This is a genomic window from Mycobacterium sp. ACS1612, assembly GCF_001667505.1.
In the GTDB taxonomy this organism is placed as follows: Bacteria; Actinomycetota; Actinomycetes; order Mycobacteriales; family Mycobacteriaceae; genus Mycobacterium.
Map to the genome: position 1 here is coordinate 81,560 of NZ_LZHZ01000006.1, position 22,603 is coordinate 104,162.

The 22,603-nt window shown below is 66.5% G+C and carries 27 protein-coding genes; 12 read left to right on the forward strand and 15 right to left on the reverse strand.

The window, feature by feature from the left end; genetic code table 11:
- Nucleotides 1-42 precede the first annotated feature (42 nt).
- The 4 genes from A5724_RS03885 to A5724_RS03900 all read left to right on the forward strand — a co-directional run bounded on the left by A5724_RS03885 (nt 43) and on the right by A5724_RS03900 (nt 2,804).
- Nucleotides 43-1,047 carry a PHP domain-containing protein gene (locus A5724_RS03885; RefSeq protein WP_067796503.1) on the forward strand — a complete coding sequence of 335 codons (1,005 nt, stop codon included), beginning with the start codon at nt 43-45 and terminating at the stop codon, nt 1,045-1,047.
- Between the two features lie 73 nt (nt 1,048-1,120).
- A complete protein-coding gene (locus tag A5724_RS32820) occupies nt 1,121-1,726 on the forward strand; it encodes a histone H1-like repetitive region-containing protein (RefSeq protein ID WP_197518544.1) in 606 nt (201 codons plus the stop codon).
- Complete coding sequence (locus A5724_RS03895; protein WP_067796509.1) at nt 1,726-2,445, forward strand: hemerythrin domain-containing protein; 720 nt, start codon at nt 1,726-1,728, stop codon at nt 2,443-2,445. Before A5724_RS32820 ends, A5724_RS03895 begins: the two co-directional genes overlap by 1 nt.
- On the forward strand, nt 2,445-2,804 hold the full coding sequence (locus A5724_RS03900) for a hypothetical protein (RefSeq protein WP_067796512.1): 360 nt from the start codon (nt 2,445-2,447) through the stop codon (nt 2,802-2,804). Before A5724_RS03895 ends, A5724_RS03900 begins: the two co-directional genes overlap by 1 nt.
- On the opposite strand, the gene dinB is transcribed toward A5724_RS03900, so the two are convergent.
- Both dinB and A5724_RS03910 read right to left on the reverse strand, forming a co-directional pair.
- Nucleotides 2,793-3,989 carry a DNA polymerase IV gene (gene dinB, locus A5724_RS03905; RefSeq protein ID WP_369830600.1) on the reverse strand — a complete coding sequence of 399 codons (1,197 nt, stop codon included), beginning with the start codon at nt 3,987-3,989 and terminating at the stop codon, nt 2,793-2,795. The two genes, A5724_RS03900 and dinB, sit on opposite strands and share 12 nt — an antisense overlap.
- 30 nt (nt 3,990-4,019) lie before the next feature.
- Nucleotides 4,020-4,661: a TetR/AcrR family transcriptional regulator gene (locus A5724_RS03910; RefSeq protein ID WP_369830601.1), complete on the reverse strand. Its 642-nt coding sequence runs from the start codon at nt 4,659-4,661 to the stop codon at nt 4,020-4,022.
- Between the two features lie 77 nt (nt 4,662-4,738).
- Here A5724_RS03910 and A5724_RS03915 point away from each other — a divergent pair, with 77 nt between their 5' ends.
- The gene (locus A5724_RS03915) at nt 4,739-6,214 is read left to right on the forward strand and encodes an NAD(P)/FAD-dependent oxidoreductase (protein WP_067796522.1); all 1,476 of its coding nucleotides are present in this window, start codon (nt 4,739-4,741) and stop codon (nt 6,212-6,214) included.
- A 21-nt stretch (nt 6,215-6,235) separates the two neighbouring features.
- Here A5724_RS03915 and rraA read toward each other — a convergent pair whose 3' ends face one another.
- The 9 genes from rraA to A5724_RS03960 form a co-directional block, all read right to left on the reverse strand.
- Nucleotides 6,236-6,715: a ribonuclease E activity regulator RraA gene (rraA, locus tag A5724_RS03920; protein ID WP_067796525.1), complete on the reverse strand. Its 480-nt coding sequence runs from the start codon at nt 6,713-6,715 to the stop codon at nt 6,236-6,238.
- Entirely contained in the window at nt 6,712-9,522 is a 2,811-nt protein-coding gene (locus A5724_RS03925) for an NB-ARC domain-containing protein (RefSeq protein WP_156752119.1), read from the reverse strand. The genes rraA and A5724_RS03925 overlap by 4 nt, the downstream gene beginning before the upstream one ends.
- A gap of 61 nt (nt 9,523-9,583) precedes the next feature.
- The gene (locus tag A5724_RS03930; protein WP_067796531.1) at nt 9,584-10,336 is read right to left on the reverse strand and encodes a MerR family transcriptional regulator; all 753 of its coding nucleotides are present in this window, start codon (nt 10,334-10,336) and stop codon (nt 9,584-9,586) included.
- Between the two features lie 40 nt (nt 10,337-10,376).
- On the reverse strand, nt 10,377-10,859 hold the full coding sequence (locus A5724_RS03935; RefSeq protein WP_067796534.1) for a hypothetical protein: 483 nt from the start codon (nt 10,857-10,859) through the stop codon (nt 10,377-10,379).
- Between the two features lie 69 nt (nt 10,860-10,928).
- Complete coding sequence (locus A5724_RS03940; RefSeq protein WP_232004689.1) at nt 10,929-11,768, reverse strand: copper resistance D family protein; 840 nt, start codon at nt 11,766-11,768, stop codon at nt 10,929-10,931.
- Entirely contained in the window at nt 11,765-12,271 is a 507-nt protein-coding gene (locus tag A5724_RS03945) for a copper resistance CopC family protein (protein WP_067796541.1), read from the reverse strand. Before A5724_RS03945 ends, A5724_RS03940 begins: the two co-directional genes overlap by 4 nt.
- A complete protein-coding gene (locus A5724_RS03950; protein WP_067796543.1) occupies nt 12,268-12,882 on the reverse strand; it encodes a YcnI family protein in 615 nt (204 codons plus the stop codon). The genes A5724_RS03945 and A5724_RS03950 overlap by 4 nt, the downstream gene beginning before the upstream one ends.
- 36 nt (nt 12,883-12,918) lie before the next feature.
- Nucleotides 12,919-13,446, reverse strand: a complete 528-nt coding sequence (locus A5724_RS03955; RefSeq protein ID WP_156752120.1) for a hypothetical protein — start codon at nt 13,444-13,446, stop codon at nt 12,919-12,921.
- Between the two features lie 5 nt (nt 13,447-13,451).
- Nucleotides 13,452-14,105, reverse strand: coding sequence for a DUF6474 family protein (locus A5724_RS03960; RefSeq protein WP_067796549.1), 654 nt, complete (start codon nt 14,103-14,105; stop codon nt 13,452-13,454).
- A 187-nt stretch (nt 14,106-14,292) separates the two neighbouring features.
- Here A5724_RS03960 and A5724_RS32825 point away from each other — a divergent pair, with 187 nt between their 5' ends.
- The 3 genes from A5724_RS32825 to A5724_RS03975 are packed head-to-tail and all read left to right on the forward strand — an operon-like array spanning nt 14,293 to nt 16,956.
- Complete coding sequence (locus A5724_RS32825) at nt 14,293-15,249, forward strand: hypothetical protein (RefSeq protein ID WP_082964840.1); 957 nt, start codon at nt 14,293-14,295, stop codon at nt 15,247-15,249.
- Between the two features lie 58 nt (nt 15,250-15,307).
- Nucleotides 15,308-15,799 carry an ImmA/IrrE family metallo-endopeptidase gene (locus tag A5724_RS03970; RefSeq protein ID WP_067796552.1) on the forward strand — a complete coding sequence of 164 codons (492 nt, stop codon included), beginning with the start codon at nt 15,308-15,310 and terminating at the stop codon, nt 15,797-15,799.
- Nucleotides 15,796-16,956 (forward strand): hypothetical protein, encoded by a 1,161-nt coding sequence (locus tag A5724_RS03975; protein WP_067796555.1) that lies wholly within the window; start codon nt 15,796-15,798, stop codon nt 16,954-16,956. The genes A5724_RS03970 and A5724_RS03975 overlap by 4 nt, the downstream gene beginning before the upstream one ends.
- A gap of 51 nt (nt 16,957-17,007) precedes the next feature.
- Here A5724_RS03975 and A5724_RS03980 read toward each other — a convergent pair whose 3' ends face one another.
- The 3 genes from A5724_RS03980 to A5724_RS03990 all read right to left on the reverse strand — a co-directional run bounded on the left by A5724_RS03980 (nt 17,008) and on the right by A5724_RS03990 (nt 19,048).
- Nucleotides 17,008-17,406 (reverse strand): helix-turn-helix transcriptional regulator, encoded by a 399-nt coding sequence (locus A5724_RS03980; protein ID WP_067796606.1) that lies wholly within the window; start codon nt 17,404-17,406, stop codon nt 17,008-17,010.
- 671 nt (nt 17,407-18,077) lie between these two features.
- Nucleotides 18,078-18,611, reverse strand: a complete 534-nt coding sequence (locus tag A5724_RS03985; protein WP_067796557.1) for a peptidase — start codon at nt 18,609-18,611, stop codon at nt 18,078-18,080.
- 131 nt (nt 18,612-18,742) lie between these two features.
- Nucleotides 18,743-19,048 carry a S26 family signal peptidase gene (locus A5724_RS03990; RefSeq protein WP_067796609.1) on the reverse strand — a complete coding sequence of 102 codons (306 nt, stop codon included), beginning with the start codon at nt 19,046-19,048 and terminating at the stop codon, nt 18,743-18,745.
- 59 nt (nt 19,049-19,107) lie between these two features.
- Between A5724_RS03990 and sodN the strand changes: the two genes are divergently transcribed.
- On the forward strand, nt 19,108-19,530 hold the full coding sequence (sodN, locus tag A5724_RS03995) for a superoxide dismutase, Ni (RefSeq protein ID WP_067796560.1): 423 nt from the start codon (nt 19,108-19,110) through the stop codon (nt 19,528-19,530).
- 84 nt (nt 19,531-19,614) lie between these two features.
- Here sodN and A5724_RS34095 read toward each other — a convergent pair whose 3' ends face one another.
- Nucleotides 19,615-19,773 (reverse strand): hypothetical protein, encoded by a 159-nt coding sequence (locus tag A5724_RS34095; RefSeq protein ID WP_197518545.1) that lies wholly within the window; start codon nt 19,771-19,773, stop codon nt 19,615-19,617.
- 472 nt (nt 19,774-20,245) lie between these two features.
- Here A5724_RS34095 and A5724_RS04000 point away from each other — a divergent pair, with 472 nt between their 5' ends.
- The 3 genes from A5724_RS04000 to A5724_RS04010 all read left to right on the forward strand — a co-directional run bounded on the left by A5724_RS04000 (nt 20,246) and on the right by A5724_RS04010 (nt 22,525).
- Complete coding sequence (locus tag A5724_RS04000) at nt 20,246-20,587, forward strand: rhodanese-like domain-containing protein (protein ID WP_067796563.1); 342 nt, start codon at nt 20,246-20,248, stop codon at nt 20,585-20,587.
- A 77-nt stretch (nt 20,588-20,664) separates the two neighbouring features.
- Entirely contained in the window at nt 20,665-21,696 is a 1,032-nt protein-coding gene (locus A5724_RS04005; protein WP_067796566.1) for a DUF4328 domain-containing protein, read from the forward strand.
- Nucleotides 21,697-21,700: 4 nt separating this feature from the next.
- Entirely contained in the window at nt 21,701-22,525 is an 825-nt protein-coding gene (locus A5724_RS04010; RefSeq protein WP_067796569.1) for a glycerophosphodiester phosphodiesterase, read from the forward strand.
- Nucleotides 22,526-22,603 lie beyond the last annotated feature (78 nt).

Consider the following 22,603-nt stretch of genomic DNA (forward strand, 5'->3'; position numbering starts at 1 on the left):
TGCTGTGGGCAAAATCGACGACTGTCGGGGCAGACTGAAGGCATGGATCCGGTACTCGCACTGCGCCAGATCGCGTACTACAAGGACCGGGCGCGCGAAGACCCTCGCCGCGTGATGGCCTACCGCAATGCCGCCGACATTGTCGAAGGCCTGTCCGAAGCGGAACGGGAGCGTCACGGCACCGCCGACAGTTGGCAGTCACTGCCCGGCATCGGGCCCAAGACCGCGAAGGTCATCGCCCAGGCCTGGGCCGGTGGCGAACCTGAGGCGTTGGTCGAATTACGTTCGGCGGCAAAGGATCTCGGCGGGGGTGACATCCGTGCGGCCCTCAAGGGTGACCTGCACGTCCACTCCAACTGGTCGGATGGATCGGCGCCCATCGACGAGATGATGCTGGCTGCAAGACAATTGGGACACGAGTACTGTGCGCTGACGGACCACTCGCCGCGGCTCAGGGTCGCCAACGGCCTGTCACCGGACCGGCTGCGCAAGCAACTCGACGTCATCGACGAATTGCGCGAAACCATCGCCCCCATGCGGATCCTGACCGGCATCGAGGTGGACATCCTGGAGGACGGGTCGCTGGATCAGGAGCCCGAACTTCTCGAGCGGCTCGACGTGGTGGTGGCCAGCGTGCATTCCAAGTTGTCGATGGATGCGCCGTCGATGACACGACGAATGATCAAGGCGGTCACGAATCCTCATACGGACGTGCTCGGGCACTGCACCGGTCGACTGGTCACCGGCGGTCGCGGAATGCGGCCAGAATCCAAGTTCGACGCCGAGAAGGTCTTCACCGCATGTCGTGATCACGGCACCGCTGTGGAGATCAACTCGCGTCCCGAGCGGCGCGACCCGCCCACGCGCCTGCTGAAGCTGGCGCTCGACATCGGCTGCCTGTTCTCTATCGACACCGACTCGCATGCCCCGGGGCAGCTGGAGTTCCTTGGCTACGGCGCGCAGCGCGCGGTGGACAACGATGTCCCCGTCGAACGGATCGTCAACACCTGGTCGGCCGAAAAGCTGCTGGAGTGGACGGCCTCCTGACCTTGGGTGAATCCCGGCGAACGGGGTACACGGCTTCGAACCAGCTGAGCAGCGCTGGGATGAAGGAGGCGATGTGAACCCCGAGCAGCTGGCGCTACGCGCAGCAGAAGTGGCCACCGCAGGGGCCAAGGCCGCGGGCCGCGGAGTGCGGCGAGTTCGTGAGGCCGTGCAGCAGGCCGCCGACCGCGTCGGAATGCCGTTGTCCGACCAACAGGACGCTGCAGACAATCCGTCTGATCAACCGCCTCTGACGCCGGAGGCGGCGCCGGTGAAGAAGGCGCCGGTGAGGAGGGCGCCTGCGAAGAAGGCCGTCGCGAAGGAGGCGCCCGTGAAGAAGGCGCCCGCGAAGAAAGCGTCCGCGAAGAAGGCGCCCGCGAAGAAGACTGCGGCGCAGAAAGCGCCTGCCAAGAAGGCGGCCGCGAAGAAAGCGCCCGTGAAGAACATACCGGCGAAGAAAGCGCCCGCGAAGAAGACTGCGGCGCAGAAAGCGCCTGCCAAGAAGGCGGCCGCGAAGAAAGCGCCCGTGAAGAAGGCCGTCTCCAAGAAGGCCGTCTCCAAGAAGGCCGTCGCCAAGAAGGCCGTTGTGAAGAAGACACCGGCGAAGAAGGCTGCCGGGAAGAAGGCGGCAGCGACCAAGCAAGGTAACTCCCCGGCCGGCACTCCTAGGAAGAGGGTGTGATGGCGAAGTCTCTCGCGGAGCAGACCACATCGGAACTGGGTGGTCCGACCAGCGTGTTGGTTCGCCAGAAGCGCGATCACGTTGAATTGGATCGGCTGCTCGACGCGATCGACGGAGCTGCCGGATCCGAACGCGAGGCCCTGCTGGAACAGCTTGCGCGGCTGGTGTTCCCGCACGCCTTCGCTGAGGAGTCGGTGCTGTGGCCGGCCATTCGGCGGCTACTACCGGACGGCGGGGAACTCACGTTGCGGATCGAGCGCGAACATCAAGAAATCAACGAACTGTTCGCCGAGATCGAGAAGACTGATCCTGCGAGCACTCAGCACCGCGAGGTGTGGAGTCGGATCAAGGCCCTGCTGCGCGAAGACGTCCGCGACGAGGAAGACGTGTTGCTGCCGAAATTGCAGGCCGCTACATCCCAGCCTCGATTGAAGATGTTGGGACACAGTTGGGAGATGGCCCGTCGCATTGCGCCGACGAGGCCGCATCCGGTCGTCGCACGCCGGCCCCCTGGCAATGTGGTGGCCGCTGCTCCGCTCATGGTCATTGACCGAACGCGCGATCGGTTGGACCGCGTGTCGCGCCGCTCGACCGGGAGACTTACGACCTCGGCGAGAAACCTCAGTGCCGCCCTGGCGCGCGCTGCGGGCGTGGTCGAGCACATTCCACTGCTCACCCGGGGTGAACACTCGAGCACACGCAGCCCGCGGGTCACGTGATGCGAGCATCGACGGTCGCCAGACTCCAGGGCGTATTCAACATCGTCGGCGGCTTGTGGCCATTGGTGCACATGCGCAGCTTCGAGTCGGTTCTCGGGCCGAAAACCGACCGCTGGCTTGTCTATACCGTCGCGGGCTTGATGGTGAGCATCGGCGGGAGTCAGTTGTCGGCGGCTTCGCAGGAAACCACCGCGCGGCATGCGCGCTTCGTCGGCGCCGGTGCGGCATCGACATTCGCCGCCATCGACGTCATCTATGTGATGCGCCGCCGGATCAGCCGGATGTATCTGCTCGATGCGCTCATGGAAGCGGGTTGGTTGGCGGCCTGGGCGGTGAGCGCGCGCCGATCAATCCGGTAGGTGCGGCATCTCCAGGCCCGGGTCGCGACCTAGTAGGACACCGCGCGTCAACGCGGCATTTCCGTAACGCTGCCTCACCTTGTCCACCGCCTCGTCGATCGCGACAGTGTCCGCGGTCTCCTCGAACGGCAATTCCAACTGCTGTGCGCCCTGCCGGTCGATGTTCGAAACGGCGAACCCGATCAAGGTCAGGCCGCGCTCGGCGATCGTTGGCGCCGCCGCTGCCACCAGACCGCGCGCGGTGTCGAGAACAACCTCTGTCGACGCGGTGGCCCTCGGCATGGTGTGCGATCGGGTGGCCCGGCCGAAATCGTCAAAACGCAACCGCAGCACCACAGTTCGACCAGTGCGTCCGGCCTTGCGCATCCGTCGGGTGATCCGGTCGACGAGATTGACGACGACCGCGTCGACCTCCGCGGCTGACATCGTGTTGCCCGCACGGCCCAGCGCCCGCTGCGCCCCGACTGACCTGCGCCGCGCACCGGTGACGACACGACGCCGGTCGATATTGCGCGACAAGGCGAACAGCTGCCGGCCCATCGCGCCGCCGACCATCGACCCGAGCGTCGACTCGCTCAGTTCGGCGACATCGGCGACCGTCTCGATGCCGTGCGCCCGCAACTTCTCCGCCGTCTTGACGCCGACGCCCCACAGGCGGCGCACCGGAAGGGGATGCAGGAACGCGAGTTCACGGTCGGGCGGCACCAGCAGCAGACCGTCGGGCTTGGCTTCTTGGCTGGCGACTTTGGCCAGGAACTTGGTGCGCGCGATGCCGACCGTGATCGGCAGCCCGACGCGGTCGCGCACCTGGGCGCGCAGCCGGGCGCCGATCTGGACTGGTGTGCCCGACACCCGCCACAGCCCGGACACATCGAGAAAGGCCTCATCCACCGACAGCGGTTCCACCACGGGGGAGGTGTCGTGGAACACCTCGAACACCGCGTCGCTGGCCTCCGAATAGGCCTTCATCCGCGGCGGCACCACGATCGCGTGCGGGCACAGCGCGCGGGCCTGACGGCCTCCCATCGCGGTGCGCACCCCGTACGCTCTGGCCTCGTAGCTGGCGGCAAGCACCACGCCGCCGCCGACGATGACGGGTTTACCGCGCAGCGTCGGATCGTCGCGCTGCTCGACGGACGCGTAGAACGAGTCGAGATCGGCGTGCAGAATGGTCGCACTCGACACGAACATATGTTCGCATCGCGTGCCGACAGATCAGGGTGCGCGGCCGTAGATGCTGGTGATCCAGATGTGGGCCAGAGTGTCGAGCGCGGCATCCTCGGCGATGGCCGGCGTCTGGCCCGTATAAGAGGCGAACATCGTGCGCTCGTTCATCAGGTTCAACGCCGCAGCGAGGTCTTGCGCGGGCACCGTCTCCGGCGCTGCGCCACGGGCGCGTTCGGCGGTGATGACGGCGGCGGTGCGATCCACCCAGTTCTGCATGAACCGCGACCACATCTCGCGGATCTCGGCATTGGTCGACGTCGCCGCGACACCCGCCAGCACGACGGGAAGGTTCTCGCGCAGCGGCTCGAAAAAGCCGAAGATGCCGGAACGCCAGGCCGATGTTGGGTCGACGCTGTAATCGGTGACGTCGCCGCCGAACGCGGCGTCGGCTTCGGCGAGCACCCGCTCGAACACCGTCAGCAGCACGGCGTCTTTGGAAGAAAAGTAGAAGTAGAACGTCGGACGGGAGATGCCGGCGCCTTTAGCCAGGTCATCGACCGAGATGTCGGAGAAAACCCGATCCGCCAACAACCGCTCCAGCGTCGATAGAATCGCCAGCTCACGGTCGTCGCCGGAAGGCCGGGTGGCCCGGCGGGCACGCCCAGTGTGGGGGTGGCCGGCTGTCATCACAACAGTTCAGTCTACGCGATGTCGAATTTCTCAACACACCGTTGACTGACTCGACACGGTGTTGATAGCTTTACATCATGACCGAATTTGTCGACATCGTCATCGTCGGAGCCGGCATCTCCGGCATCAGTGCCGCATGGCACCTGCAGGACCGCTGCCCCGATAAGAGCTACGTAATCCTGGAGCGCCGAGAGAACCTGGGCGGCACCTGGGACCTGTTCAAGTACCCAGGCATCCGCTCGGACTCCGACATGTTCACCCTCGGCTTCCGCTTCAAGCCGTGGACGTCCGAGAAGGCGATCGCCGACGGTCCGTCGATCATGGCGTACCTCAAGGAGGCGGTCGCCGAGTCCGGCATCGACAAGCACATCCGCTACGGCCACAAGGTCGCAGGCGCCGACTGGTCCGATGCCGAGAACCGCTGGACCCTGCGCGTCGAACGTGACGGCCAGCAAGTCGAGATCAAGGCCTCGTTCCTGTTCGCCTGCAGCGGCTACTACAACTACGACCAGGGCTACTCGCCCGAGTTCCCAGGTTCCGACGATTTCGAAGGCACGATCATTCACCCGCAGCACTGGCCGGAAGATTTGGACTACACCGGTAAGAAGATTGTGGTGATCGGCAGCGGTGCCACCGCGGTGACTTTGATTCCCGCGCTTGCCAATTCGGGTGCGGGGCATGTCACGATGCTGCAGCGGTCGCCGACGTACATCGGCGCGCTGCCCGACGTCGACCCGTTCACGGTGCGGATGAACACGACGCTGCCCGCGAAGCCCGCGTATGTGGTGAATCGGTGGAAGAGCATCCTGTTCCACTCGGCCCAGTACCGAATCGCCAGGCGCTTCCCGAAGTTCTTCCGCAAGCAGTTGATGACGATGGCGGCCAGGCGGCTGCCGGAAGGCTACGACGTTGACAAGCACTTCGGCCCGCGCTACAACCCGTGGGATGAGCGGCTCTGCCTGGCGCCCAACGGAGATCTGTTCAAGACGATCCGGTCCGGCAAGGCCGACGTTGTCACCGACACGATCGAGCGGTTCACCAGGACAGGTGTCAAGCTGACCTCCGGTGAGGAGTTGCAGGCCGACATCATCGTCACCGCAACGGGTTTGAATCTGCAGATGTTCGGCGGCGCCGCGATTTCACGTAACTACGTGCCGGTCGAGTTGAACGAAACCATGGCGTACAAGGGCATGATGCTGACCGGTATGCCGAACATGGCGTTCACGATCGGCTATACCAACGCGTCGTGGACATTGAAGGCCGACCTGGTGTCGGAGTTCGTCTGCCGCGTGCTTAATTACATGGACGCCAACGGCTTCGACACCGTCGAGCCGCAGCATCCCGGGAATTCGGTCGACGAGCGTCCGCTGATGGACTTCACCCCGGGTTACGTGTTGCGCGCGCTCGACTACCTTCCGAAGGCGGGTCACGTCGCGCCGTGGCGGCTCAAGCAGAATTATCTGCTGGATCTACGCCTGATCCGGCGCGGCAAGGTGGACGACGAGGCGCTGGCGTTCACGAAGCACCGCGCAGTCGAGGCGCTCTCCGCCTGACGCTTTCGCGCTAGGGCGAGGCTAGGGGGAGACCACGACGATGCCGTCGTCGTCGCTGTAGGCGATGTCGCATGGGGCGAACAGCACACCGCCGAACTCGACCTTGACGTCGCGTTGCCCCTCACCGGTTTTGGTGCTCTTGCGCGGATTGGTGCCCAGCGCCTTGATGCCGATGTCGAGCGTGCGCAAGGTGGCGGCATCGCGCACGGCACCGTTGATGATCAGCCCGGCCCAACCGTTGTCGACGCCGAGGCCGGCGATGAGGTCGCCCACCAGCGCACTGTGTAGCGAGCCGTCGCCGTCGATCACCAGCACCCCGCCGTTGCCCGGTTCGGAGAGCACAGACTTCAGCAGCGCGTTGTCCTGAAAGCACCGCACGGTGGTGATCGGCCCGGCGAACTGCGAGCGGCCGCCGTACTGGTTGAACTGGAGGTCGCAGCTGCGGACGTCGGGACCGATTTCGTCGACAAGGTCAGCGGTGGGGCGCGGTTCGATGATCACCGCACGATGCTAGCGATCGGCCCTGTCAGCAGTTTCGGGTCGATGTTCGCGAGGGCGTAGGAAATCGCCTCGTTCATCGTCATCGCTGCCCCCTCGGCGCGTAGGTGGCGGAACCGATCCGCGCCGATGGCCTCCGTGGCGAGGTCGGCGGCTTCGCGCAACGCCGAGAAGATGAAGTGGGCGTTAGGTTCCGTCTGGCGCTGTTCTCGCCGCTGCTTGCCAGCCGATGCAGAGGCCATTCGCTGGAACGTCGCGTATGCCGCGCCCTGCAGCGTCGCCGCGACCTCGGGGCGTTGGGCGACGAGCGCTCGCGCGCACAATGCGAGGCATGGCGCGGTTTGCAGTAGAGCGGGACTCCAGCGCCACAGGGCCATGGCCCGCCCGCTCAACGCGAGGGCGAGACGCCAATCGCGAAGTCGTCCGGCGACAAGGCACGCGGTGACGAATCCCGTCGACACCTCTTCTCCAGGCGTGCCGCCGGTCTCGATGCTTTCGCGTAGCAGGGCCCTGGCCCGGTCGGCGTCATCATCGACGAGAGTAAGAGCTAAAGCGTTGAGCCCCAACATGATTGCCCCCGGCATCCCGGAACGCTTCGCCAACGCCACCGACCTTTCGGCGCGTGTCGCCGCCTCGTCGTGGCCGACACCCCACAGCACCGCGCTGCTGACGCCGTACGCCAGGTAAACGGCGGCCAGGCCGGGATAGCCGTCGGCGCCGGCGAGTTCCGCTGCCCGGACGTAGAGCGCGAGTGCATCGGCATAGGCGCCGGCCGACAACCGGGCCATAGCCTGCACGGCGCACACGTCGGCCTCGATTCTCGGCCCGTGGTTGTCGGCGGGGCAGTCTCGGCCGCCCTCCAACGCCCGGCGGCACAGGTCTTCTACGTCGTCCCAGTCGCCGCCGGCGTGGGCGTCGTACGCTGCGGCCACGAGGACGCGCGGATACCCGGGTTGTTCGGCGGCGCCTGGCATCTTGAGCACGCGTGACGCCGGGATGAGGATCAGCTCACCGATGGGGCTGACGGTATTGGTCCGGTTGGGCAGATTCGTCACGAGCGGGACAGCGAGGGCGGTGTTTCCGGTGTCGATGGCGTTGGCAAGTGCCGAACGGAGGTTGTCGCGTTCGAGTTTCATTTGTCTGGCGGAGACCAGTTGGTCGGGCCCGTAGAAGTGTTGTGCGACCCGGGCCGACAGGTCCGCATAGAACTGCGCGTGCCGCGCGATCAAGCGAGAGGTCTCGCCCCATTCGGACAGCCGCTCCTCGCCGTACTGACGGATGGTTTCCAGCAGCCGGAAACGTGTGCCTGCGAAGCTGTCCTCGGCAACGACGAGGGAACGAGCCACCAAACTGGTCACCACATCCATCACTTCGTCGCGCTGAACCGGATCACCGGCGCAGACCTCTTCGACGGCCTCCAGGCTGCAGCCGCCGGTGAACACGGCCATGCGGGCAAGCAGGTGCTGTTCCGACGTACTCAACAGCTCGTAGGACCAGTCGATGGCCGCTCGTAGGGTGGCGTGCCGTTCGACCGCTCCGCGCCGCCCGCCGGCCAGCACATGGAACCGGTGGTCGAGACGCCGAAGAAGTTCCGCCGGGCTCAAGACCATGACCCGCGCGGCGGCCAACTCGATGGCCAGCGGGACACCGTCGAGGCGCTGGCAGATTTCTACCACAGCACGGTCGTTGGTCGAGCTGAGCATGAAATCGTGCTTGACGTTCCGGGCTCTTTCGACGAACAACCTGACAGCATCCGTGTGAACGAGCCGTCCGACATCTTCGCCCGGTTCACCGGATTCGAGCGGAGGCAGCGCGATCATCTGTTCGCCTTCGACGGCCATACCCTCCCGGCTGGTCGCCAGCACCACTACGCCTGTGCAGAATCGTTCGATTCGGCCGACCAGCCGCGCGACGGGCGAGAGTACGTGCTCACAATTGTCCAACACCAGCAGAAGCTGCTTCTGCGACAACGCTTCGATCAAGGAATCCTCGAGGCTTTGCGTACTGCGATTGGTCATATGCAGTACCGCTGCGACCGCTTCCACCACTGCTGCCGGGTCGCGTACCGTCGCCAACTCGACCAGCCAGGCACCGTCGGGAAATTGCGGAAGTAGCTCGGCGGCAACCTGAATCGCCAGGCGCGTCTTGCCGACTCCACCCACTCCGGTGATCGTCACCAAGCGCGATGCCTTGAGCGCAAATATGACTCGAGAGGTTTCCGCTTGCCGACCGATGAATGAACTGATCTGGGCGGGCAAATTGCCCGGGAACGAATCCAGCGTGCGAAGCGGGGGAAACTCCTCTTGATGGTGCGCGGACGCGAGTTGGTAAACGCGCAGTGGACGGCCGAGATCGCGAAGTCGGTGCATACCCAGGTCGATCAGCGACGAACCCTTCGGAAGGTCACCGAGCACGAGCGCCTCGGTGGTCGCGGAGATCAGAATCTGCCCACCGTGCGCCGCCGCCATCAGGCGGGCGCAGCGATTTATCGGAAGGCTGCTATAGCCGCTGTCATCGACGATGGCCGCTTCTGCCGTGTGCAGCCCGATGCGCGCCCTCAGCGGCTCGGCCGTACGCCAATCCTCCTCTGCCAGAGCCTGTTTGACTGCCACTGCCGCCGAAACCGCGTCGCTTGCCGTCGAGAAGGCAGCCGCCATGCCATCGCCCATCCGGGAGAACACGTGACCGCGATACGCCGCGACAGTCTTCTCCAGGATTTCGTCGTGGCGCAGCATCGCGGCCCGCATCGCCTCGGGATCCTGCTCCCACATCCGGGTGGACCCCTCGAGGTCAGTGAGCAGAAAGGTCACCGTGCCCGACGGTAGCGGCACCGCATCACCCCCCAACCCGATGAGCTCGGGTTACTGGAGGTCAAGCGTAACGGGCCACCACGATGTCGTGGACGAACTGCGCCAACCCGGGCTCGACGTCGTCGTAATACCGGGTGAAGCGTTCATCGGCGAGATACATCTCGGCCAGGCAGCGGTGCATCTCGTCATCGCAGTCGTAGTACCGCTGGATCGACGCCCGATGACGGGCGGCAAGATCGTTGGCTTGCGCCGACCCCGGTTGCACGCCTGCACGTTTGGCCTGCGCCAGATCGCCCAGCAGCGCGTCGACTTCGGCCTTGATCGCGATCCAGTCATCCTTGCTGAACTGCGAAACCCGTTGCTGCGACTGCTTCCAGGCGGCTGTCTCGCCCCAGCGTTCCTCCGCCTCGCGGGCGTACTCGTCGCCGAACGCCGTCGTGCCGAAGATCTCGATTTGCTCTTCGGCAGTCAACTGAATGCCTTGGCGGTGTGCGTTCATCAGTTCCTCCACTGCCTTGATCGTGTGCTGTAGCCGGTCGGCCTGTTCCAGCAGCAGCGCATGCTGCCGTCGCAGGTGCTCGACCACGTCCGCATCCGGATCGTCGAGCAGAACGCGGATCTCGTCGAGCGGCATCCCGACGGACCGGTACACCAACACCATGTGTAGTCGCTCGACGTCGGCGTCGGTGTAGCCGCGGTAGCCCGCGGAGGTGCGCACGCTCGGCACCACCAGACCGATGTGGTCGTAGTGGTGCAGCGTGCGTACGGATATGCCCGTGAGGGCGGCTACCGCACCGACGGATCTGGCGTCCATGTCGCCACTATCGACCCTGACGTCGCGTGAGGGTCAAGTCTCAGTCGGCTGAATGCCTGCGCGCGAGGAGCACCACCAGGATCGCCAGCACCCCGGCGGCGATCGCGGCGGCAATAGGCAACCGCGTCGGTTCGGGTCCGATCAGCGGTGCTGGGGCAGGTCCGCTGACAGGGTTACTTGCCGTCGAGACCGCGGACTTCGCCTGTGCTGCGGCCTCTTTGGCGGCCGACGCGAGATCGCCGTTGGTGTCGGCCAGTTTCGCGGGTGCCTTCTTGGCAGGGGCTTTCTTCGCCGCAGCCTTCTTGGCCGGCGCCTTCTTGGCAGGAGTCTTCTTCGCGGCCTTGGCGGGAGCCTTCTTCGCAGCTTTCTTCGCGGCCTTGGCCGGTGTCTTCTTGGCCGCCGGGGGCGCGGGCGGTTCTGGGGCGGGCGGGACCGGTTCCGGGCTGGGCGCCGACGACGCCGATTCCGCCGCCGGTGCTGCGGCGTCGGGCCTGTCGTCGCGGTGATCCTGCTGGTCTGCCATCTGGCTGCTCCTTTGCGCCTGTCTCCTCTACCCGGCAGTGGCTCCCATCATGCCAGGGCAAGTATGGCGTTAACCGGTCACTGCCAGGGCGGCCGCCAGCATCAGCGCGACCGCCATCATCGCCACCTCGAACAACGCCCGCGACCGCGACACCACCGCGGTGGCCCGGTGCGCACGCGCAGCGGGCAGCCACATCGTCCGGTTGCGGTAGGCCAACAGCACCAGAGCCACGGTCAGCACGATCTTCGCGGTCAGCAGCCTGCCGTACCCCGTCGTGACCAGCTGACTCGGCGAGCCGAGCGCGATCACCGCCCCGACCACGCCGCCTGCCAGCAGCGCCGCCACACAACCCAGCGACAGCTGTGAGAACCGCGGCAGCGCCCTGGCCCACTGGCCGCGGTGCCTGACCGTCAGCACCAACGCGGCCAGCGTGCCGCACCAGAGCGCCGCCGCCAGCGTGTGCACGGCGACCGCCAAGCCGCCCACCGGACTCTCCGACAGATGGCCGGTCAGCGGACGCGCCGCCACCCCGGCCGCCGCCAAACCAGCGACCGCAACGTTGATCGCCGGAGTCCGCCGCGCCACCGCAAGCAGCCCCACCAGACCCGCGGCGACCACGCTGAACAGCGCGGACCGCCCCGGCGCGGTGTGCAACGCGAAATCGAGCACCGTGTGCACACCCAGCCAGCGCAGCCCGACCGCCGCGGCCTGTGCGGTCTCCACGACGAGGCGCAGCAGGTCCGCGACAAACCAGACCGCGGCCACGATCGTCAACGGACCGGTGGCGCGCCGAATCAACTCGTCGCGGTAACGGGCCACGTCGAGCATCGGCACCACGGCAAGGCCGAACGCGACGACGGCCGACAAGTCGGCCGCCGCGCGCACCACCGCCGACAACAGCGGAGTCACCGCTGTCGCCGCACCGCCCATATCGCAGCGCCCGCGACGATCAGTCCGGCGGCGACGAAGAACGGCCACACCGGAATGCCGTCGTCATGCGGTGCTGTCGCCGACGCCGACGGACCCGGCGTGCCGGTGCCCGAGACAGTCAGCTTGAACGACCACGACCCGGACACCACATGGCCGTCGGCCGACGTCACCCGGTAGTTGACCGTATAGGTGCCCGACGGGCCGAGCGGCCGCACCCCGACGCTGACGACCGCGCCGTCGACGCGCGGATCACCCGTCGACCAGAGATTGCCGTCGGGGCCGACGACCGTCATCGCGGCGAACTGTGTCTGCAACGCCTCGTTGAACATCGCGCTGACCTGCTGCGGCGCCTGGGTCAGCTCGGTGTTCTCGACGGGGTCGGTCGCGACGCGCGTCGCATGAGCCGATGCGACACCGGCGCCGGACACCGCCGCCATGGTCAGCCAGATGGCCACCAGCAGCGTCGCGATGAGGCGGTTCATGCTCGACGTCGTATCAGGAAGGCTGATGCGACCGCAACGGCGGCGACTGCCAGCGCGCCACCCGCCAGCCAGCGCGACGTGTCGTCGACCGCGGGCTTCGAGGCCGACGCGCCTGGCAGCGCGATCTCGGGCGCCGGGTGTTCGGGCTCCTCCCCGCCTGGCGGGGTGGGCTGATCCCACTTCACCACCGTGCCGTCCGAATACGTCTGCGTGGCGGGCAGGCTGATGGACGGCGTGTCCGGCAGCTTCACCGAGATCCGGAACAGCGCGAACTGGTCCGGTGGAATCCCTGCTCCCGGCGACGCGGTCCAGGTGATGGAGCGGACCGTTCCAGCGGCCGCGTCGCGGTCCAGCTTGGCGGTCCAGCCCGGCATGACTTCGGTGCTCGCCGAGGCAACATCGGGCAGCGCAACGGTCAATTGTGTTGTCAAAGCGCCCTTTTCGGATTCGTTGGGCACCCTCAAGGTGACCACCGAATAGGAGCCGGGTGCCGGATTGTCGGCGTCGGCGTGGACGTGGGCCGACGCCGGAGCGGCGCCGGCCAGCAGGCCGACGGGAATCACCGCAGCGGTGATGAGGGCGCGCGAGGACGCCCGGGTACTGATTCGCATTCGATTGTGGCTTTCGTGTGTCGAAGGGGTGTCGGGTCAGCGGCTGTGGCTGACCGGCGGACCCCGGTGCGACATCGAAGCGGCGAGCAGAAGCACCCAACGGGGCGGCTGGTCGGCATCGTCGACGGCCACCACGGGCGCGACGGTGACGGGCCCGGCGACGCTGCGCACCGCGGCACGCGCGGCGTGAGACAGCGCGCGGCACAGTCGATCACTGGCGGCGATCAGCAGCGCGCCAGTTGCGACGGCGACCGCGTGAGCCGCCAGCATCACGGCGGCAGGCGGAGCCGTCGCGGCCGCGTGGCTGTGCCCGACGGCGCCCAGGACGATGTGTCCGCAGAGTTGGCCCGCGGCGAGCAGACCCAACAGCACCCTGACATCGGCGGCGCGGGCCATGGTGGCGCCCAGCGCGCCGACCGTCGCGGCCAGCACCGCGAGCAGGCCGACGACCGCGCCTGTCGGGGCCGCGCCGCTGCCCACCGCATGCGCGGCGACGGCCAGCGCAGCGGTCAGCAATCCCGCGGCCGTACCACGAAGGCGCGCAGCGGGATTGGTGGTCGACACGTCGGTCAGACGAGGCCTAGTCGGGCCATCAGGTCGGCGTCGATGCCGTCGAGTTGTTTGGAGATCGCGTCGTGGGCAGCGCGACGGCGCGACACCGGCATGTTCTCCGCGGCCGTGACGGCTGCCGACAGGTCACGCAGCCGGTCGGTGATGGCGGTGACGAACTGCTTGGTCTCGGCGTCCTTCGGCTTCTTCTCGGCGACCAGTCGCAGGGATTGTTCGGCGCCTGCGATCCGCGCCGACAACTCAGCGCCGTGCCCCGAGAACTGACCCAACTGGGCGAGCGGGACGCCGAGCCGAGCGGCCTTGCGCTCGTCGAGATAGCCGCGCGCGGCGATGGAGGCCCGGTAAAACAGCGGCACCACGATCGGGGCGAGCAGCCGGGTGACCGTGAGCATCCGCCGAATTCGGCTGGGGGAGAACAACTTACCCTCGCGAGCCGCCTTGAGTTGGGCCTCGGCCACCTTCAGCGCGGCCTTGTCGCTGTCTCGCTGGGCCCGCAGTTGCGCCTTCAGTGCCCTGGTCTCGGCCGCATGCTGCGACTTGATGCGGCGCGCTTCGTTCTTGGCGGCCAGCCTGGCCTCGAGCTTGGCTTTGGCCTTGATGGCGCGGGCCTCGGCGCGACGGGTGGCTCGGGTTTTGCGCTTGAACAGGCTCATCCCGGCGGCCTCCCAGTGATCTCGTCCGTAATTGGAGATCCAACACTATCGTCCGGACCATCGGGCGTTTCGGTGTGTCCGGCCCGCGGGTAGCTGGAAATCCACGGCGAACCGTTTGCCATGGCTGTGCAAGAATCAACGGATCTCGTGAATAGGCGCTGTTGACGCCGCGAAGGGTGGTGACGACGTGGGTTCGCGTGTGCACGGCGCCGCGTCGGCCTGCATAGTGACCGTCGGCCTCTTCTTCTGCGGGTTGGGCGGGGCGCTGGCTCTCGCCGATCCGTCGGCCCCACCGCCGCCCCCTGGTTCGCCTGCGGACGACCCAGGTAAGGAAGCCCCGGGTGAGCACGACGGCGATGAGCCGAAAGAGCACCCCACTGCCGACCAGACGCCGGGCACCGCATCCGCGACCGAGAAGCCCGGCACCGGCGCCAACCCGGGCACCGGCAACTGCGGCAACAAGAAGCGCAAAGGCAATGCCCACGGCTGCAAGCCCAGTGGGTCATCAGAGCCGCCTTCGACGCCAAGTGAATCGCCGTCGGTCGTGACCGATACGGGGACCCCGACCGACACCACGCCTGTGCCGACCACCACGACAGGTACGCCGACCACGACGACTTCGTCGGTTGGGCTGCCAGCACCAGGCGGTGGTGGTGGCGGCGCCGTTCCGCAGGCGCCCGGAGGCAACGGGGCATTGCCGCCGGAGATGCAACTGCCGCCTGCCGCGTCGGAACCGCCGGTGATCAACAGCGTCCCCGACGTCGGTGCCGCACCCGTCGAGCTGCCGATCCCACCAGTCACCCTGCCGGTCATCGTCGCGCCCGCCGTCGGCCTCGGCGCGGGCGGCGCGCCCGCAGCTCCGGCATTGCCGGCAGCGCCGCGCGCCGTATCGGCAGAACCGCCCGCAGGTCGGGAACCGCTGCCAGCCAACGCTGGTAGCAACGCCGCAGTGCCACCTGCGACATACCGGATCGGCTACGCGGATTATTTGCGGAACGCCGGATTGTCCCAGGTCGCGGCCTTGGCAGTGCCCGGCGTAGCGGGCATGCTATTACTCACCGGCGCCGGGGGATTGGTTGGCTATCGCCAGGCGAAGGCGGGCCGGGCGGTGCACACAAGTGCCACCGCGCGGTTTGTGAACTGATGGAACTGTCCGTCCAAACCGGGCGGACAGCGCATAGTGGACGTCGAAAGGGGGTTGTATGCCTGCCAGTCGCCGCGTCACCCGCGCCGTCAGCGCGGTGCTCGACCTTGCCCCACGACGCGGGGAAGTCTCTTTGCCCCGCCTCGTCGATGCCGTGAGCGAGGATCGTAACCGGCCGATAGAACTCAAAATGGCCGACCTGCCACCAGGAGTGTGCGGGCAGTGGCGCCAATACGCCGACCGCGACGTCTTCCTGATCCAGAAGGGCTTACCCGCGTGGGACCGCACCCTGGCTCACGAACTCGGCCATCTGGTGCTGGGTCACGAGGGCATCCCCGTGGTCCAGGCGGCCAGGGAGAACACCGAGATGGCCAGCTCCGACCTGATCGGTTACATGCTGAACCAGCGGACCGGGTGCATGGGTCCCGCCGGTGAGGACGCCGAGCAGGAAGCCGAGGACTTCGCGGCCCTGCTCATCTACCGGCTTGGTCGTCTACCGTCGGATCGCTCGTCGATTGTTCAGGTCCGACTCGGAGAGGCGTTTGGTTGATCATTTGGGTGATCGCCGGTCTGCTCGGATTGGCGACCGGCCTTCGTATCGGCTGGGCCCTGGTCAACAAGCAGTCGCTGGTGAGCACCGCGATGATTCTCGCGCTCGGCAGCCTCGGGCTGGTGGCTGCGCTGAACTGGCAGCCGTTGACGCTGATGCTCGACACCCTGCTGCACTGGAACAACATCGCGATGGGGTTGTCGCAGGTGGCGCTGATCTGTTGCGCGGCAGGCAGTTGCGTGATGATCACCACCGTCTCGTCGAACAAGTCGCCGGCGACCATCAAAAAAATCGCCATCGCGCAGTACAGCGTTGCCGGCATCATCGCCGTCGTGAGCCTGGTGATCTTCTTCTCCAGTGGCCAGCAACCGGAGATGGCACCGGAGGCCTACCTCAAGCAAAACCTGGGTTCCAGCGACGGTAGGTTGCCCTGGCTGCTGCCGCTGCTTTACGTGTTCCTGGCGCTGACGCTGGTGTCGTGGGCGGGTATGCGGCATTCGAACCGCAGCAGGCGCGGCCGCGCCCTGTTCGTGTTCACCTTCGGCATCGTGCTGATCGTGCTGGCCGCGGCATTCTTCTTGTTGCGGATGGCCGGTCGCACGGAACTACTGGGCGTCGGGGCGGCGGCCACACTGCTGGGCTGCGCCATGCTGGTCGTCGCTGCGGGCTCGCTGTTGCCGAGCATCGAGGACTGGTTTGGCGCGCGCTACGAGCTGCGCACGATTCAGCCGCTACTAACCGAATTGGGCAGGCGGCATCCCGATGTCGGCATCGGGGTCCGGCCGCGCGGACCGCTGGTGTTCCGGGTGGCCGAGCGGATGTCGCTGATATCGGACGCGCTGTTCCTGGAAGCCACCGCTGCCGACGCCGCGCGCAAGCGGCGCGTGGGCGCCCGGTCGACGCCCGACCTCGAAGGCGCCGAAGAGATAACAGAGTTGTCGGAGCTCGAATCGCCGCCGGTGCCGCCGCAGGAGCAGGCGCACACCGTCGCACAGTGGATCTATGACGGCAGAGAGGATGCGCCGGAGAACACCAGCGCCACATTTCCGGGACTTGGCTGGCTACGCCAGCCGACGACATATTCAGACCGCGAGTGGATCCTCGAGATCGCACACCAATATCGTCAGCTGGCTCTCGCCAAGACGGGGACGGTCTAGCAGACCGAATTTCCCAGATTCGCCGGACGCCGCGTCGCGGCGGACGGCGGGCTAATCGTCCAGGTGCTCCCGACGACGCAACTCGTCGACCTTCTGGACAATGTCCTGCTGTGCCTCTGCGGACAGGCCGACTGTGCGCGCCGCAATGCGGCGAACGCCCTCGTCGCGCATATTCGCGAGCCAGCTCAATTCCTTGTCGAGCTTCTCGTAGTACTCATCGTCGGTGAAGTACGCCGGCTTGATACGGAAGAAGTTGGCAAGGGCGGCCATGGTGGCTGCCGACGGGTTGGTGCGGTTGCCTGAGCGGAGCTGCGACAGGTACGGAGCCGACATCGTTACGCCTTCGGCCTTCAGGGCAGCGATGACTTCGGCGGACGTGTGCGGACCACGACCCGGCGGGTAAACCGTGTCGAACAGCCGGTTTAGCCGAGCGGCGAACGTGTTGCTCATCGATTTGACCTCCACATGCTTGACGAGCGGGTTTGTAGGGCGGCGTATTTGCTGATCATCGTAGCGAGAGTTGTGCCCACAACCAAGTGCAAACCGCTGAAAAGTTAACCCGCCTTTTCGTTTCGTGTGGCCGCTACAGGTCTTAACGGCTTGTCGGTGTGAGCCGGCACCGTCATCCTACGGTGCGAGGAAGCAAATAATAATGGGTCGCTACCAATGACTTTCCTGGAAGTTGTATACAGCTCGTCACACCAATGCTGATGTTCACCACGGGCAACTCCGCTGCCACGATCCAGAGCGGAAACCAGTGTTTGCTAGTTGCACAGGCAACAGGATGCAAAAGGTGTGACCTTTGGCACTCCAGACCATGTAGGAAGGGATAGCGAGTCGACCCACCGAAGCAGGTCAGCCGTTTGACCGACAGTAGCCAGCCCGCGGTCGGCGCCGATGCTACGACGATTCGCGTGGTGGCGGTCCGAGCGAATGCCTACGGCGGTTGCGGCAAGGACCGCGGTGGCCGCTGCAGCAGCGGTGACGGCAATAGCTGTCGTGCCCCCGACGGTCACCCCCTCGAGCCCGACTGCGACGTCGTAGAGCAATCATCTGCGCAGTACCGCGCCCGCCGCGATGGCCACGACGTCGGAGACTGCGACGTCGAACCTTCGAAAACCCTATGCCGCGAGCAGCATCGCCAATATGGCGGTGTCGGGGTGGCTGATCGGGTCGACCCCGACGCGGCTCACCATCGACGTCACCGTGCCGTCGGCCTCCGCCTCCACCCATGCGGCGCGATGCTCGAGGCCGAGATAAGGGATGCCGGGTAGCAGCACGCACCCCGACGCGGCGCCGGTGCACTCCGGCAGTGACGGCATGGTCTCCGACGGCGGATGGAGCATCAGCAGCGCCGGTGGCTGATGGTCGGCGAAATGCCCAGGGGGGACCGCTGATTCACCGACGACCGGGCCTTCCGCCACCACTAGCCCGACGGTGCCGGGCTCCGGCTCGTCGGGCAGTTCCTCGCGGGCACCGAAAATCGTTGTGGTGGAAAGCAATCCGGGTAGGGAGGCGACCCGGACCGCGACCATCAACAGCTGTGCCCACTCCTTGGTCGAGTCCGGCCAGCGCCCTGAGATCACGAAGCCCTTGAGGGATCCATGTGAATGAAACGGGGCAATCTCGATTGCCCGACCGGACCCCATGTCCATCTCGCCTCCGCGCCATCGGTGTTCGGATCATCCGCGACACGCCTGTGGATCGATTTCACCAGAATGCGACTTGTCAAACCTGCCCGCAAGCGGACACGGGTGCGGGCGGCAAACTTCTGGCGGCACGTCGCTCAGTCGGAGCGCGCCCTCACCGTCCACAGCACGCGGTAGGACTCGGCCGACGACACCCAGCCGAACTCGTGGGAGTCGACGGAACCCGGGGCATTGGGGTTGTCCGAGCGCGCCTCGAAGATCGCGTCGCGGCCCGACCCGTGCACATCGCCGACACGTTTGACGAGCCAGCGCGTCGAGCGGCGCGGGTCACGGAACACCCGGATCTGGCCTCGCCGAGGGGTGCCGCCGCGGATCACGATCAGCCCGTCACCCGCGGTGAGCGTGGGCCGCATCGACTCATCGACGACTCTGAACGTTCGCAACGGTGATCTCACTGGCCACCGGTAGTTTCCCGCCACCCCCGAAGGGTAGGTTTAAAGCCATGCTGCATCGACTTTTCGCGAACGCCACTGAAGCCCACGCCCACTGCGACCTGTACTGCGGTGTCTACGACCCTGCGCAGGCCAAGATCGAAGCGCTGTCGTGTCTGAAGACGATTCAGAAGTATCACGATTCTGACGACGACCACTTCAAGGCCCGCGCGGTCATCATCAAGGAGCGGCAGGCCGAGGAGGTCAAGCATCACCTGATGGTGCTGTGGGCCGACTTTTTCACCAAGGATCACTTCGAGCAGTTCCCCAACCTGCACCAGCTGTTCTGGGACGGTGTGCACGGCGCGGGTGACGTCAAGAAGTCGCTCGACGTCGCCGTCGCCGAGAAGCTGCTGAAGACCATCGACGAGATCTCCGACATCTTCTGGCAGACCGATAAGGGCAAGCAGATGGGTGTCTACCCGCCTGCCTGACAGACCTCTTCCGCCTGCCTGACAGACCTCTTCCGTCAACAAAAGCCGCCGGTCACCCGGGCCGGCGGCTTTTTCCTGTCGTAATCAGTACAGGACGATCAGGGCGAGGATGCCCAGCAGCACGAGCGCGATGACGCCCGCGCGCAGGCACGCCATCATCTGGGCGCGGGTGTAGACGTGGGCGGAGGTATGCCATTCAGAGGGCGGTACAGCGGAACCCGGACCCATCGGATGTGACGCCATCAACCCCTCCTGACCTGCACGTTCTTTCGGTCGCCCCCAGTGAGATCTGTCACAGACCTCGCCTGTGACGCCGATCATAACCTCTGTTGTTGGCGCTGCGAAATCCGGTGCGCCAGCAAACGCCGAAACCGCGACTGGACTGCCGGCAAAGGCCCCGTGGCGCGTCGACCGACAGACCGACAGCGGCGACCGCCGCGGCCGTCTCGTTGCGGGAAAGTTAGTGGGCCAACCCATTTCGCTCGGGAGCCGGTCGGCCTGTTGATTGGCGGTGAGAACCCACGCAAGGTTATCCACAGTAATCTTCAGCAAGTACACAGATTCGGCGGCTCAAACGGTGTTTCGGCCGCTGAAGGCCTGTGGATGAACCTGTGGAAATTGTGGATAGTAGGGCATTGCTGACATCAAATCGACGCGTTAGTCACTGGTGGGTGTGGTAGTGCGTCGGTGGTCCCTCGTGCCAGCATGTAACGCCATGGACGAAGTCGAGGTCGCGCAAGCTCAGATCGCCGATGTTCCCGCGACGTTCGACGGGTCGGTGATCCTGCTCGATGTGCGCGAGGACGACGAGTGGCAGCGGGGCCACGCGCCGGGCGCCCAGCACATCCCGATGGGCCAGGTGCCGTCGCGCCTCGACGAGATCGACGGCGACGCGACGCTGTTCGTGGTGTGTCACGCGGGCGGCCGGTCGCAGCGGGTCGCGCAATACCTCGCGCGCAATGGCTACACCCCGGTGAACGTCGCGGGCGGCATGCTGGCGTGGGCGGGTGCGGGCCGTCCCGTGGTCACCGACGACGGCGGCACGGGCGTCATCTGACCGGCCGCCGCTAGGCTGGTCGCGTTGAAGGTGCGGACGCGAGGGGCTGAATGATCGTTGCGGACGCGAGGAGCTGAATGATTCAGGTGTGTTCCCAGTGCGGAACGCGGTGGAACGTGCGCGACCGCAGACGGGTGTGGTGCCCGCGGTGCAACGGGACGCTGCTCGCACCGTCGGGCCCGGAGTCCGGAGCGGAGTGGAGCGCGCGTCCCAGCGCGCCGCCCGTCGGTCTCGGACGCACGCCGCCGCAATTGCCAGCCGGTTACCGCTGGATCGCGGTGCGCCCCGGTGCCGCCCCGCCGCCGCGCCGCCGCAAGCGTCCGCTCGGGCCCACCCCTCGCTACGCGGCCGTCCCCAGATGGGGGCTGCACGAGCATTTCGACACCCCCGAACAACAGACGGCGCCGCCCCGCAGCGGCCCCTCCCCGGCGATGGTCCGCGGCGTCCTCGTCACGACGATGGCGGTGCTGGGCGCCGCCGCGCTGGTGCACCTGATTCGGTATGTGCTGCTGATCGTCAACCGGTCGGTGCTGCTGAACAGGTTCGTGGCCTTCGCCGCCACTTGGCTGGGTGTGCTCGTCAGCGTCATCGCGCTGTTCATGGTGATTGCCAGTCTGGTGGTGCTGACCAACTGGCTCATCGCGCGGCGGGCCGCCGCCTACGCCCACCACCGACAAGACGACCCGCGGACCCCGCCGTCGCTGCGGCTTGGTTGCCTTGTGCCGCTTGTGAATCTGTTCTGGGCGCCGGTGTTCGTCATCGAGCTGGCAGGCGTCGAGGATCGGCTCAGCACGTTGCGCAGACCCATCGTGGTGTGGTGGATCGTCTGGGTGTTCAGCTACATCGTGTCGATCTTCTCGATCGCGACCAGCTTCACGACGGATCCGCAGGGCATCGCCGACAACACGGTCACGACGATCATCGCCTATCTGCTGACGTTGGCCACGCTGCTGCTTGCCATGAAGGTGTTCCTCGGCTTCGAGCGCCAACCCGTCGAGCTGCCCTCCAGGCGCTGGGTGGTCGTCCGAGACGACGACGCACAACAGACTCGTCAGACTCCTGAACCGTCCACTGCGGTTGAGTCTGAAGGGCAGAACCCGGCAGCATAGCCGTATGAATTCGGGCGACGGCGCGCTCGGCGGCCATCCGTTCGTGGTGGCGCACCGCGGCGCATCGGCGGAACGTCCGGAGCACACCCTGGCGGCTTATGAACTCGCGCTGCAGGAAGGGGCGGACGGGCTGGAATGCGACGTTCGGCTCACTCGTGATGGACACCTGGTCTGCGTGCACGACCGCCGGGTCGATCGGACGTCGAACGGCACCGGTCTGGTCAGCGAGATGACGCTGGCCCAATTGCGTGAACTCGACTTCGGGGGCTGGCATCCCAGCCGTGGCGACGACGGCGGGCAGGGCGACACCGGGCTGCTCGCGCTCGACGACCTGGTTTCGCTCGTGCTCGACCACAACCGGCCCGTGAAGCTGTTCATCGAGACGAAGCACCCCGTCCGGTATGGCGCGCTGGTCGAGAGCAAGGTGCTGGCGCTGCTGCACCGCTACGGCATCGCGGCACCGGCGTCGGCGGATCGCTCGCGGGCCGTGGTGATGTCGTTTTCGGCCGCGGCGGTGTGGCGGATCCGCCGGGCGGCGCCGATGCTGCCGACGGTTCTGCTCGGCGAGACCTCGCGATATCTGGGCGGCGGCGCCGCCACCACCGTCGGCGTGACCGCCGTCGGGCCGTCGATCGCCACGCTGCGCGACCACCCCGAACTGGTGGACAGGGCGGCGGCGCAGGGCCGGGCGCTCTACTGCTGGACCGTCGACCATTACGAGGACGTCCGGTATTGCCGCGACGTCGGCGTGGCGTGGGTCGCGACCAACCATCCCGGCCGCACCAAGGCGTGGCTGCAGGACGGGCTGACCGGCGCGGGGCGCGACTAGGTGTACCTAGTCACGACGTTGGTAGCAGTCGGCTGATCGGTGGGAGGCCGCCGAGTGCGCTGTGACGGCGTCGAGTGT